8 protein-coding genes are annotated in these 12895 nt (G+C 59.1%); 3 read left to right on the top strand and 5 right to left on the bottom strand.

The window, feature by feature from the left end:
• Nucleotides 1-39: 39 nt before the first annotated feature.
• A complete protein-coding gene (locus tag HPDFL43_RS00300) occupies nt 40-2043 on the bottom strand; it encodes a hydantoinase/oxoprolinase N-terminal domain-containing protein (protein WP_007199546.1) in 2004 nt (667 codons plus the stop codon).
• Nucleotides 2044-2117: 74 nt separating this feature from the next.
• The gene (locus HPDFL43_RS00295; protein WP_156970142.1) at nt 2118-3542 is read right to left on the bottom strand and encodes a cytochrome P450; all 1425 of its coding nucleotides are present in this window, start codon (nt 3540-3542) and stop codon (nt 2118-2120) included.
• Nucleotides 3543-3748: 206 nt separating this feature from the next.
• Here HPDFL43_RS00295 and gyrB point away from each other — a divergent pair, with 206 nt between their 5' ends.
• A complete protein-coding gene (gene gyrB, locus HPDFL43_RS00290; RefSeq protein WP_007199543.1) occupies nt 3749-6184 on the top strand; it encodes a DNA topoisomerase (ATP-hydrolyzing) subunit B in 2436 nt (811 codons plus the stop codon).
• 203 nt (nt 6185-6387) lie between these two features.
• On the opposite strand, the gene HPDFL43_RS00285 is transcribed toward gyrB, so the two are convergent.
• The 3 genes from HPDFL43_RS00285 to HPDFL43_RS00275 form a co-directional block, all read right to left on the bottom strand.
• Nucleotides 6388-7656, bottom strand: a complete 1269-nt coding sequence (locus HPDFL43_RS00285; RefSeq protein WP_007199542.1) for an ABC transporter permease — start codon at nt 7654-7656, stop codon at nt 6388-6390.
• Entirely contained in the window at nt 7653-8459 is an 807-nt protein-coding gene (locus tag HPDFL43_RS00280; RefSeq protein WP_040449438.1) for a taurine ABC transporter ATP-binding protein, read from the bottom strand. Before HPDFL43_RS00280 ends, HPDFL43_RS00285 begins: the two co-directional genes overlap by 4 nt.
• A gap of 86 nt (nt 8460-8545) precedes the next feature.
• Nucleotides 8546-9538 carry a taurine ABC transporter substrate-binding protein gene (locus HPDFL43_RS00275; protein ID WP_007199540.1) on the bottom strand — a complete coding sequence of 331 codons (993 nt, stop codon included), beginning with the start codon at nt 9536-9538 and terminating at the stop codon, nt 8546-8548.
• Between the two features lie 346 nt (nt 9539-9884).
• Here HPDFL43_RS00275 and HPDFL43_RS00270 point away from each other — a divergent pair, with 346 nt between their 5' ends.
• Both HPDFL43_RS00270 and pdxR read left to right on the top strand, forming a co-directional pair.
• Nucleotides 9885-11279: an aminotransferase family protein gene (locus HPDFL43_RS00270; RefSeq protein ID WP_007199538.1), complete on the top strand. Its 1395-nt coding sequence runs from the start codon at nt 9885-9887 to the stop codon at nt 11277-11279.
• A gap of 128 nt (nt 11280-11407) precedes the next feature.
• Complete coding sequence (pdxR, locus tag HPDFL43_RS00265; RefSeq protein WP_040448846.1) at nt 11408-12871, top strand: MocR-like pyridoxine biosynthesis transcription factor PdxR; 1464 nt, start codon at nt 11408-11410, stop codon at nt 12869-12871.
• Nucleotides 12872-12895 lie beyond the last annotated feature (24 nt).

Below are 12895 nucleotides of genomic sequence, written 5' to 3'. Positions count from 1 at the left end.
TGATTTGTTCCAGTTTGGAATAGGTGATTTGCCGTTGGTTCATTTTCCGGCAATACGGGGCCTGCCCGAAGCAATGGCCGTGAACCGGGCCTCCACCAGTTTTTCAAGCCCTTCAATGAGCGGCATGTCGATGTGCTCAAAACTCTCGATGACGGGGTTTTCCGCACCACTGCGGATGGCGGCATCGCACGCCTGGTTCCGTGCCAGCTCGCGGGCCAGGGCAAAAGCCTCATCGAGATTCTTGACAATCCGGGCATCACCAGCACCATTGACGGCAAAGCGGCCCTCTTCGGGTTCTGTGACAAAGGCAATGACGGTTTCACGCACCTGGCCGACGACTGCACCAACGGCATTGGCAACGCCGGCATGAACGGGAACGAAGCTTTCTGCATCAAGCATGGCCGCGATCGCCGGATAGTGGACCGGCGCAGAAGCACCAAGAGCCACCAATGGGCGATCAAGACCGAGGCCGAAACGGACGAAGCCCGGTGCCCGGTTGAGTGCACGGTCAATCAACACGGAGCGATTCGGATCGATGCCGTGAACCCCTTGATCGGCAAACAGCGCAGTGAGGATGGCTTCGGCGCTTTGCCGGGTCAACCGCTCTGACACCATGTTCGCCAGTTCGGCTGGTGATTGGGCAAGCGCCTTGCCGGAGCCAGCCTTCCGTCGGGTGAACAGCTCCGCACCCAAACGCGCTGCCTCGGCGTTCCACTGGTCCTGCCGTCCGAGTACATGCATCGCATCAGAGGGGGTAAAGCCTGCAATCATCACCAGCCCCCGGGCGACAAGCCGATCCAGCGTTGCGCGTTGCGAGGTTCCGGTAAGTACGGTTTCAAGCGGCTGGGGCTCAGCTTCGATTCTGCTGTAAAGCGCGCTTTCCTGAGCGGCCAGGCCAGCGGCAAGCGCATCGGGAAGACCGGTGCGCAGCGCGAAACGACCATCCAGACGGCCGGGAAAAGAAGCACGCAACTGCCGTTCCAAGGCAGGCACAACGGTGTCCGGCCAGAGCTGCCCAGCCAGGCTCAACGGCATCAAACGGCGCGGTCCCAGGATCAACCCGGCTTCAAGGCCTGCCTCCTCGGTCCGCACTTCGGAATCTCCGCCCAGACCGAATGTGTGCATGGCCACCGCTTCGACCATGGTACGATAACGCCCGACAGTTGCGCCTTCGGTGTCCAGCCTCGGCCGGCCATTCTCAAGCACGGCTACATCGGTGGTGGTGCCGCCAATGTCTGAAACCACCGCGTCGGACAGCCCGGTGAGGTGGCGGGCGCCGACAAGACTTGCCGCGGGGCCGGACAGAATGGTTTCGATTGGCCGCAGCAAGGCCTCCTGGGCGGAAATCAGGGCGCCGTCGCCGCGCACGACCATCAGCGGCGCGTCGATGCCACGCTTTTCGAGGTAACCACTGGTGGCATCGATCAGCCGCGCCACCATGGAGATCAGCCGGGCGTTGAGCAAGGTGGTCAAGGCCCGGCGCGGGCCGCCAAGCTTGGACGACAAATCGTGGCTGCAGGTGACCGGCAATGCAGTGCGGGCGCGGATCAGATCCCGCGCTGCGATTTCATGGGCGGGATTGCGCACCGCGAAATATCCGGCGATCGCCACTGCAGAGACCTCATCTGGCAGCGATGCCAGCCGCTCTTCCAGCAAGGTCAGATCGAGCGGGGTTTCGCGTCCGTGGACATCATGTCCACCAGGAAGTTGGATCACCGGATCATTGCCCAGTGCATCTGCAAGACCATCACGTCCCAAATCTTCCGGCGAAAAGCCGATCATCACCAGCGCAGCACGCCCACCCTGACCTTCGACCAGTGCATTGGTGGCAAGTGTGGTAGACAGGGAAACCAGCGAGATGCGCGCGGCCGCTCCACTTAGATCCGAAAGCACTGTTTCCACTGCGCCGGCCACGCCGACAGCCAGATCATGACGGGTGGTCAGCGCCTTGGCGGAGGCGAGAATGCCTTCACTTTCGCTGTAGAGCACAGCATCGGTGTATGTGCCGCCGGTGTCGATCCCGAGAAAAAGCGGTAATGTCATTAGGCCCTCAATTCCCGCACAATCCGGGTCATGCCCGGTTCAACCGATGTCATACCGGTGTTTGAGCGGCGGCGCTATCGGCTTGCGTTGCCCTGTCGACGGCTGACACGCATCGGCAGGCCACCTTCGGGCTGGGTGGTAAGCTTCTGCACCGGCCAGGGCTTGGTTTCCGCGACACAGTCGAAGCGAAACTCCGACAAAAGCGCGCCCAGCGCGATCACCGCTTCCTGCAGCGCGAAGGTCGCGCCGATGCAGATCCGCGGGCCGACGCCGAAGGGCAGATACTGATAGCGATCAATTGATCCCCGGTTTTCCGGCAGGAACCGCGAAGGAATGAAGGCTTCGGGACGATCCCACAACAGCGTGTGGCGATGCAGGGTCCAGGGCATGACCAGCACAGTCGTGCCAGCCTCGATGGTCACCGTCTCACCCTTTTCATCCTGCCATGAATCATCGGTGATAGCGGCTCGGTTGATGGATGGTGCGGGTGGATAAAGCCGCATCGCTTCTTCGAACACAGCGCGGGTCCAGGGCATCTGGTCCAACCATTTCACCGGATCAGGCTCACGCGCAATCACCTCATCGATTTCCGCCTCAACCTTCTCGCGGTCCGCCGGCGAATTGGCCAGACAGTAGAGTGTCCAGCCAAGCGCCCGGGCTGTGGTCTCATGGCCAGCACCGATGAAGGTGATGATGTTGTCCTCGATCTCGTCCAATGTCAGCCCGGCCGGATGATGCAACCGGATCAGCAGCGTGAGAAAATCCTCCGGCACCGCGTCAGGTTCATCGCGCATCATTTTCTGCCGGTCGTCCATAGTCTGCTTGACGATGGCACGGAACTTGTCGAGCACCTTCTGACCGAACATCCGGCGGATCCGGGGTATCCATCGCGGCGCCTTGAGCAGATCCATCGGATCAACCTGGCCCATCGTCGACAGCAGCCGTTCGATGTCGCCGGCAAATTCCTCCTCGGACCCGGCGACATGACCGGAAAACAGTGTCGCGGACAGGATGTCGAAGGTCAGTTCGGTCATGTCTACGGCAATGTCGCGGACGTCACCAGTGCCGGAATTGCTGTCCACAGCCGCCACATAGCGATCCTTGAAGGCCTGTGATTGCGCCAGCATCTGCTCGGCGAAACCTCGTGCGTGGCGCGGCGTAAACACCGGTGCCATCGCCTTGCGCGAGCGTTTCCAGGTCTCTCCCTCGGCTGTAAGAAGACCGTCGCGCAGGATCGGACGAAGAATAAGCTGCCGGATCGTAGCCATCCGGTAGTTCTGCGCATTGTCGACCAACACATGGCGGACCAGACCGGGGTGGTTGGCGATCAGTGTGCGTTCATTGAAGAACTTGGTTTTCATCCATTTCAGCCGGAATGAGGGCTCGCCCCACAGTTCCAGCGGATTGCGCATGACCGTGCGAATGATCTCAAACCGCGAGGGCGGTTTGGTGCGCGGAACAGGCGCCGGCGGTACAAATGGGCTTGCAGATGCGAGCATGGTTATTCCCTCAGAGGACGATCACTTGGAAGGCGACCTGTTCATACCCATATATGCACTCAAATACCCACAATTCCATGGCTGCGGCGATTTGGTTTTCACCGGCCAGACGCCTATAGTGCAGCATTCAAACTGCGGTGATTCGCCACCGTGTTTTCCTGATTTTCCGCCCGGCTAGGCCGATTTGGACTGAAAGACCCTGCATGATGACAGATACGCCTGAGACAGACCCGACCGTAGAGGCCGAATATGGCGCCGATTCGATCAAGGTTCTCAAGGGCCTGGATGCCGTTCGCAAACGGCCCGGCATGTATATTGGCGACACCGATGACGGCTCCGGACTGCACCACATGGTCTATGAGGTCGTCGACAACGCCATCGATGAAGCGCTGGCCGGGCATGCCGACCGCGTTACGGTAACGCTCAATCCCGATGGTTCGGTCACAGTCACCGACAATGGCCGCGGCATTCCGACTGATATGCACCAGGGCGAAGGCATTTCGGCCGCCGAAGTGATCATGACCCAATTGCACGCGGGCGGTAAGTTCGACCAGAATTCCTACAAGGTTTCGGGCGGTCTGCATGGCGTTGGCGTTTCCGTGGTGAATGCCCTTTCGGTCTGGCTGAAGCTGGTTGTCCGGCGCAAGGGCAAGATCCATGAAATCCGGTTTACGCACGGTGTCGCGGATGCTCCGCTGCAGGTGCTGGGTGATTGCGGTGACGAGACCGGCACAGAAGTGACGTTCATGCCAAGCAGCGAAACCTTCACGATGATCGATTTCGACTTCGGCACGCTCGAGCATCGCCTGCGGGAACTGGCATTCCTGAATTCCGGGGTCCGGATTCTGCTGGCTGACCGTCGTCATTCCGACGCCAAAGAGCTCGAATTGTACTATGAAGGCGGGCTGGAAGCCTTCGTGCGTTATCTCGACCGCTCCAAAAAGCCGCTGGTCAATGATCCGGTGACACTGATCGGCGAAAAGGACGGCATCACCGTTGAACTGGCGATGTGGTGGAACGACAGCTACCACGAGAATGTGCTCTGCTTCACAAACAACATCCCCCAGCGGGATGGCGGAACCCATATGGCTGGCTTCCGGGCCGCGCTGACACGCCAGATGGTGTCCTATGCCGATGTTTCCGGCATGACCAAGAAGGAAAAGGTATCGCTGACCGGCGACGATTGCCGCGAAGGATTGACCGCCGTTCTTTCGGTCAAGGTGCCGGATCCCAAGTTCTCCTCGCAGACCAAGGACAAGCTGGTTTCGTCGGAAGTCCGTCCGGTGGTGGAAAACCTGGTGAACTCGACGCTGAGCAGCTGGCTCGAAGAGCACCCCACAGAAGCCAAGACCCTGGTGGGCAAGGTGATCGAAGCCGCTGCCGCACGCGAAGCGGCGCGCAAGGCGCGTGAATTGACCCGCCGCAAGGGTGCCCTCGATATTGCCTCGCTTCCCGGAAAGCTTGCCGATTGCTCCGAACGCGATCCCGCCAAGTCCGAACTGTTCCTGGTGGAGGGCGATTCCGCTGGCGGGTCGGCCAAACAGGGCCGCTCGCGCGAAAACCAGGCCATCCTGCCACTCCGTGGCAAGATCCTGAACGTCGAGCGGGCGCGGTTCGACAAGATGCTCTCGAGCCAGGAAATCGGAACGCTGATCACGGCGCTGGGCACCGGTATCGGCAAGGACGAGTTCAACGCCGACAAGCTGCGCTACCACAAGATCATCATCATGACCGATGCTGATGTCGATGGCGCACATATTCGCACCCTGCTGCTCACTTTCTTCTTCCGGCAGATGCCGGTGCTGATCGAGCGCGGGCACCTCTACATTGCCCAACCGCCGCTCTATAAGGTGTCGCGCGGCAAATCGAGCCAGTATCTCAAGGACGAGAAGGCTATGGAGGAGTACCTGGTCAGCTCCGGTCTCGAGGAAGCGGCGCTCGAACTCTCCACCGGCGAAGTGCGGACCGGCGCGGATCTCAAGGACACTATCACAGATGCATTGCGCATGCGCATGCTGCTCGAAAGCCTGCACTCGCGCTACGACCACACCGTGGTCGAGCAGGCGGCGATTGCCGGTGCACTCAATCCAGAGCGAACCACTGATCCCGCGTCATCGGACGACATGGCAGCGGAAGTGGCACGGCGGCTTGATATGGTGTCTGAAGAATCCGAACGCGGATGGACCGGTGCTGCCACCGAGAATGGTGGCTTGCGTTTCGAGCGCATGGTGCGCGGGGTCAAGGAATCGGTGCATCTCGATGCCGGCCTGATCGGCAGCCAGGACGCACGGATGATCGACCAGATGAACGCCAAGCTGCGTGATGTCTATACCGAACCTCCGGTGCTGAGACGCAAGGAAGGCGGCCTGCAGATCTCGGGACCGCGCGAGTTGCTCGATGCGGTGTTCAGCGTGGGCCGCAAGGGCCTGGCGCTGCAGCGCTACAAGGGTCTTGGCGAAATGAATGCGGAGCAATTGTGGGAAACCACGCTTGATCCGAATGCACGCTCGCTGCTGCAGGTCCGGGTCAATGATGCGGTGGATGCCGACAGCCTGTTCTCCCGGCTTATGGGTGACGAGGTGGAGCCACGGCGCGAGTTCATCCAGGACAACGCATTGTCAGTGGCCAATCTCGACATCTAGAGCGCCGTGCGTCCAATTGGACGCTCAAAGGTCGCTCTAACACTTTGATTTGATGCATGTACGTTATCACTCAATTGAATCCAATTGAGTGATAACGTACATGCATTAGACCGGTTGAGAGCAGCAAGATCTGCCAATTGAAAAGCCGCCGATTCTCAAGAATCGGCGGCTTTTTCGTTTTGGTATGATCAATTCTGAAACAATCAGCCGCGGCCCTTCCAGGGCACCAGCCATTTCTCGGCCATGCGCATCAGGATATCGATGCCGTAACCGATAATGCCGATCAGTATGATGCCGAGAATGACGATGTCGGTAAGCTGGAATTTTGATGCGTTGACGATCATCATACCGGCACCGCGGTCGGCTGCGACCAGTTCGGCGGCCACAACTGTGCCCCAACACACGCCCATCGCCACCCTTGCACCGGTGAAAATCTCCGGTAGCGAATTGGGCAGGATCACATGTCTGAGGATCTGCCATTTGGAGGCACCCAGCGAGTAAGCCGCATGCACCTTTGATATTCGAACCCCCGAAACGCCGGCACGCGCAGCAATCGTCATGATCCAGAGTGCCGCCAAGAACAGCAGGATGACCTTGCCTTCCTCACCAATGCCGAACCAGATGATGATCAGCGGGATCAGTGCCAGAGGCGGGACCGGGCGCATGAACTCGACAATCGGGTCGAACCAGCCCCGGAACCAGTTCGACAGGCCCATGGCATAGCCCAGCGGAATACCGATGATAGAGCCAAGCAGGAAGCCGGCGATCACGCGACCCAACGAATATCCCAGATGCTCCCAGAGCGAGACATTCTTGTAACCTTCGGTGGCGATCTCCCCCAGCCGGTACACCACGGCTTCGGGAGAGGGCAGCCAGATTGGTTCCATCTGCCAGCCCTTGTCGGGCTTGACCGAAAGACTGCCCTTGGCGGTCATGGTGATCTCACCGTCGCTAAATCGAACCGTATCACCCGGTGCGATCGGCTGACCGTCGATTGCAATGACGGCATAACCGTCTTCCTCGCCACCGATGTCATTGTCAAAGGGACGGCTCAGGCTGGATCGCCAGGCGCCAATCTTGACCGCGTCATCGACAGCAAAACCATCACTGCTGGTGGCAACCTCAGGCAGGGGCACTTCTTCGCCAACCTTATGAACCCGAACAGCAACAACACCGTCATCGGTTTCGCCTTGCGCATTGCGTGCGGTGTAGGTGAAGCTGGTGTCGCCAACAAAGGGGCCGGGCACATGCAGGGGAGTGATCACCGATCCCGTAAAGGCGCCCCAGATTGCGAACAGCGCGACAATGGAAACCACTGAAGCAAACCGGTTGGCGCTGACTGCGCTTTCATCGCCGAACGTCACGGTTTTCAAACTGACGAAATCATGCCGGTGTTCTTGCGAGCGATCCCAGGCCCGGTAGGCGATGTAGGCCAGCGCGAAAAGCGCAACGTAAATAAAGAGAACGATCATGCCGGCTCCTCCTGCCGGCCCATGATTTCCTCTTCCATGTCCCAGATCATGCCGAGAATTTCCTCACGGCGTTCGCCAAACGCCGGATCTTTCTTGACCATGCGCAGATCCTGCCCGACGCCCATTTCGGCAAAGGGAAGGCGATACTCCTTGTGAATACGGCCGGGCCGCGGCGCCATCACCAGAAGTCTTTCACCAAGCAGCAAGGCCTCTTCCACCGAGTGGGTGATCAGAATGATGGTCTTGCCGGTTTCCTTCCAGAGCTTGAGCACGAGACCCTGCATTTTCTCGCGGGTCAGTGCATCGAGCGCGCCAAGCGGTTCATCCATAAGAATGACATCGGGATCATTGGCGAGACAGCGGGCAAGCGCCACGCGCTGTTGCATGCCACCCGACAATTCGTAGATCATCTTGTTGCCGAAATCCTGAAGGCCCACGGTGCGCAAGAGATGATCGACAACGGGCTGCGTTTCCGAATCAGGTTTCCCCGCCATGTCCGGCCCGAAGGAGATATTGCGCCTGACGTTCATCCATTCGAAGAGTGCGCCCTGCTGAAACACCATGCCACGCTCCGGGCCCGGACCTGTGACCGTTGCCCCATTGAGCGAAACCGTACCGTCTGTTGGCGCCAGAAACCCGGCAACAATATTGAGAAGAGTGGTCTTGCCGCAGCCGGACGGGCCAAGAACCGAGAGCAGTTCACCTTTTGCAAGTTTTAAAGATACGTCTTGAAGTGCCTGCACCGAACCGCCGTCAGGCAGATCAAAGCGCATGGATAATTTGTCGATAACCAGGTCGCCCATGGTTGCTCCAATCGCACGGAAGAGGAATTGCCGTGGCCGGATGTCCCGGCCGATTGGCCGGGACATCCATGGATCATTGTTTTGACTTACATCTGCGACGCAGAAGAAAGGGCATCCGTGGTCACGGCACCATCATAGGTGTCACGGGAGGCGGGGATGTTGCCCTGGGCCTTGAAGAAGTCGCCAACGCCCTTGAGGAACGTTTGGGTCGCGCCACCAAGCCATTTGTCGGAAAGCTGATCCTCAACCGTGGGGAACTGGAACCCGGCAAGTGTCGCTGCGGTGTCCTCTTCGGACATGCCTGCATCCTTGGCGATCACCGGCAGCATTTCGGCTGAATCGGTGAGCCATTTGGCGTTCATGTCAGCGGTCACCTTGAGGAACTTGGCCAGAACATCGCTGTTTTCTGCGGCAAAGGAAGCAGGAACCGACGTCACGTCATAGACGGAGATACCGATTTCGTCCTTCTCCGCGCCGGTCAGCAGCACGTTGCCATGTTCGACCATGCGGCGCAGCGAACCGCCCCAGCCGCAGACCATGTCGAGGCTGCCCTGAGCGAAAGCAGCGGCACCATCTGGCGGAGCCATGTCGACAACTTCCATGGTCGACACGTCAACGCCGAAATATTCCATCTGCTTGAGGAAGCCGTAATGCGCTGCGGTGCCGATCGGCACGCCAGCCTTCTTGCCTTCCAGTTCCTTCGCATTTTCCTTGGTGATTTCCAGCTCTTCCTTGACCACGCAATTGTCGTTGTCGTTGTAGACCACGGCAATATCGGCGATCTGCAGATCCTGGCCGGCTGAGGTCGCGACCACGAAAGGCGGCACGCCCTGGCTCACCGAGATCTGCACGTCACCGGAGGCCATGGCGGCCGACATAGCGGTTCCCGCATCGAAGGATTTCCAGTTGACCTTCATGCCAAGCGCTTCGTCATAAAGACCCGTGGCTTTGGCGAACTGAAACGGCATTGGCCATTCCAGGAAGTAACCGACGGTGATCTCCTCGGCCTTGGCAGCCGAGGCTACCGCGACCATGGCGATACCAGCCAGCAATGAGGACATTCTTGAAGCAATTTTCATAAGGACACTCCCTTGTCGTCGCCGGACCACCCCGACGGACTCTGCACATGTACGCCGTCATCGCTTGCACGACCGGCACTGTTCCCGTTTTCTTTGACGATCTTAGACTTTGTTTTTGGCGTCAAGAGCTCAAAGTCGATCAACCAAAGGACGAAAGCCATAGCGCCAATTCCGCACCTTCCACTGTACCAGTTCAGAAAATTCATCTAGTTCGCTGGTTTTGCTGGCCTTATTGGCTGGCTCTATGGGTCGGGATTCACTGGCCCTATCGAAACGCCGGAAACCAAAGCGATTGTTCTCTTCAGGTGAGGTTTTTCGCCAGCCTCGCGAGCAAAAGGGTCCGACCATGAACATGCCCATTCAATCCGGAATTCAGCCCAATGACATTCAGGCGGTCATTGATGCCGACAAGAACCATGTTTGGCATCACCTGATCCAGCACAAGCCGTTCGAGACGGTCGATCCGAGGATCATGGTCGAAGGCCGCGGCATGCGTGTTTGGGATGCGACCGGCAAGGAGCATCTCGATGCCGTCTCCGGTGGTGTCTGGACGGTCAATGTCGGCTACGGGCGCGAGAGCATTGCCAATGCAGTGCGCGACCAGCTTGTGAAGATGAACTATTTCGCCAACAGCGCCGGTTCGATCCCCGGTGCGCTTTTCGCGCAGAAGCTGATCGAGAAGATGCCGGGAATGAGCCGGGTTTACTATTCAAACTCCGGGTCAGAGGCAAATGAGAAGGCGTTCAAGATGATCCGCCAGATCTCGCACCGCCACCACGGCGGCAGGAAGTACAAGATTCTCTATCGCGACCGCGATTATCACGGCACCACGCTCGCCACACTGTCAGCCGGTGGACAGCCGCAGCGGGCGGAGCAGTATGGTCCGATGGCGCCGGGCTTCGTGAAGGTTCCGCATTGCCTCGAATACCGCAATCAGTTTCCGGACGCCGAGAGCTATGGCGAAGCGGCGGCCAACGCCATCGAAGAGGTGATTCTGCGCGAAGGCCCGGACACGGTCGGCGGTTTGTGCCTAGAACCGATCACCGCAGGCGGCGGCGTCATCACACCGCCGGAAGGATATTGGCCGCGGGTCCAGGAAATCTGCCGCAAATACGACATTTTGCTTCATATCGACGAAGTGGTCTGCGGTGTTGGCCGGACGGGTGAATGGTTCGGCTATCAGCACTACGGTGTAAAGCCGGATTTTGTCACCATGGCCAAGGGCGTGGCGTCCGGCTATGCGGCCATTTCCTGCACCGTTACCACCGAGGCGGTGTTCGAACAGTTCAAGGATGATCCGTCAGATCCAATGTCCTATTTCCGGGATATCTCCACCTTTGGCGGTTGCGCGGCCGGCCCGGCAGCAGCGCTTGAGAACATGCGGATCATCGAGGATGAGAACCTGATCGAAAACACCCAGGCCATGGGTGCACGAATGCTGGACAATCTTCGTGCGCTCCAGGACAAGCACGCCGTGATCGGCGATGTTCGCGGCAAGGGGCTGTTCCTGGGTGCCGAATTGGTCTCCGACCGCACCAGCCGAGAGCCTGCCGAAGAAAAGAAGGTTCAGGCAGTCGTTGCCGATTGCATGGGCCAGGGCATCATCATCGGTGCGACCAACCGCTCGCTTCCCGGCTTTAACAATACGCTGTGTTTCAGCCCGGCCCTGATTGCCACCGCCGACGACATCGACAGGATCACCGACAGTGTCGACCAGGCGTTGACGCGGGTGTTCGGCTGACCAGAGGACACGCGGATCTGACCACCGGAATTTCAAAGCCGCGCGCCACGCAGACGCGTGTTTTGCGTGCGCCCCTTCCTAAGCGCCAAGTGGCGGGATATGCTGGCCAAAACCGGCTGGATGTCTGTATGTCGATCCCGATAGATACGTTTTTTCTCGACCCTAAATTCGAAGGCACGCTGCAACAGAAGATCCAGCGGATGATCAGCGAAGGCGTGCTGTCGGGACGATTCAACCCCGGCTCCAAATTGCCCTCGAGCCGCAAGCTCGCCGCCCATCTCGGCATCAGCCGGATCACTGTGACGCTTGCCTATAGCGAGCTGGTTTCCGATGATTACCTGATCGCCAAGGGCCGCTCGGGCTATTATGTGTCGCCGACGGCCCCGCAACGCACCCGTTTTGAATCGCTGACGGGTGTAACATCGGATTCGGTCGACTGGGGCCGGGCCATCGCCCAACGCTATTCGGGCCAGGTGCTGGTGGAAAAGCCGGTCGACTGGCGCAGCTATCCCTATCCCTTTATCTACGGCCAGGCTGACGAGAAGATCTTCGATCACAGCAACTGGCGGCAATGCGCACTCCAGGCGCTGGGCAAACGTGAATTTGAAACGGTGACTGCCGACAGCTATGAGCGTGACGACCCCGAGCTGGTCAAATACATCGCTCTCAACACCCTACCGCGGCGCGGCATTCAGGCAAAGCCCGAACAGATTCTAATCACCATGGGAGGCCAGAACGCGCTGTGGATGGCCGCCAAGGTGCTGCTCAACCAACGGCGTACGGCAGTGATGGAAAATCCCGGCTATCCGGGCTTGCGGGCAGCGCTCAATCTGGCGCGCTGCAATGTCGTCAATGTGCCGGTCGATCACGCCGGCATGTGTCTTGATTCGGTTCCACCGGAAACCGATGTTGTGTTCACCACACCAAGTCATCATTGCCCGACAAGTGTGACAATGCCGCTCGAGCGACGGCAGGCGCTTCTGGAAATGGCCGCGCGGAACGACTTTATCGTGGTTGAAGATGACTACGAGTTCGAAATGTCGTTTCTCAACCCGCCTGCCCCGGCGCTTAAATCACTCGATGAAGAAGGCCGGGTGATCTATGTCGGTTCCTTCTCCAAATCCCTGTTTCCCGGACTGCGGCTCGGATACATCGTTGGCTCGGAGACGTTCATCCGCGAAGCGCGGGCACTGCGCATGGTGGTCGTCCGGCATCCGCCGGGCCATCTCCAACGCACGGTGGCGAACTTCCTTTCGCTTGGTCATTTTGATGCGCTTGTGGCACGCATGGGCCAGACCTACAGGCGGCGGCGTGATGTGATGCAGGAGGCTATTGACCGGCGAGGGCTGCAGATCGCGGGCGCGGATGTATCCGGGGGCTCCAGTTTCTGGATGAAAACGCCGGATCGTATCGATGCGAGGGCGCTTGCCGAGGCCGTGAAACAGCGCGGCGTGCTGATCGAGCCGGGCCACTTCTTCTTCGCAAATCCTGAAGATGGCAACCGGTTCTACCGCATTGCCTATTCCTCGATCGACAGCGCCCGGATCCCGGGCGGGATCGATATTATCGCCGATACGATCGCCAGTCTCTGAAGACTTCGCCACTGTTGAAACGAA

Origin of the sequence: Hoeflea phototrophica DFL-43 (assembly GCF_000154705.2) — a bacterium.
GTDB classification, from domain to species: Bacteria; Pseudomonadota; Alphaproteobacteria; order Rhizobiales; family Rhizobiaceae; genus Hoeflea; species Hoeflea phototrophica.
Note: the sequence above shows the minus strand (reverse complement) of the source record. Positions and strands in the feature narration are given on the sequence as shown.

What these genes read in the sequence shown, in the direction of transcription:
- HPDFL43_RS00275 (WP_007199540.1), bottom strand. Translation starts at nt 9,538, where the DNA reads ATGAAAATTGCTTCAAGAATGTCCTCATTGCTGGCTGGTATCGCCATG.
- HPDFL43_RS00295 (WP_156970142.1), bottom strand. Translation starts at nt 3,542, where the DNA reads ATGCTCGCATCTGCAAGCCCATTTGTACCGCCGGCGCCTGTTCCGCGC.
- HPDFL43_RS00300 (WP_007199546.1), bottom strand. Translation starts at nt 2,043, where the DNA reads ATGACATTACCGCTTTTTCTCGGGATCGACACCGGCGGCACATACACC.
- gyrB (WP_007199543.1), top strand. Translation starts at nt 3,749, where the DNA reads ATGACAGATACGCCTGAGACAGACCCGACCGTAGAGGCCGAATATGGC.
- HPDFL43_RS00285 (WP_007199542.1), bottom strand. Translation starts at nt 7,656, where the DNA reads ATGATCGTTCTCTTTATTTACGTTGCGCTTTTCGCGCTGGCCTACATC.
- HPDFL43_RS00270 (WP_007199538.1), top strand. Translation starts at nt 9,885, where the DNA reads ATGAACATGCCCATTCAATCCGGAATTCAGCCCAATGACATTCAGGCG.
- HPDFL43_RS00280 (WP_040449438.1), bottom strand. Translation starts at nt 8,459, where the DNA reads ATGGGCGACCTGGTTATCGACAAATTATCCATGCGCTTTGATCTGCCT.
- pdxR (WP_040448846.1), top strand. Translation starts at nt 11,408, where the DNA reads ATGTCGATCCCGATAGATACGTTTTTTCTCGACCCTAAATTCGAAGGC.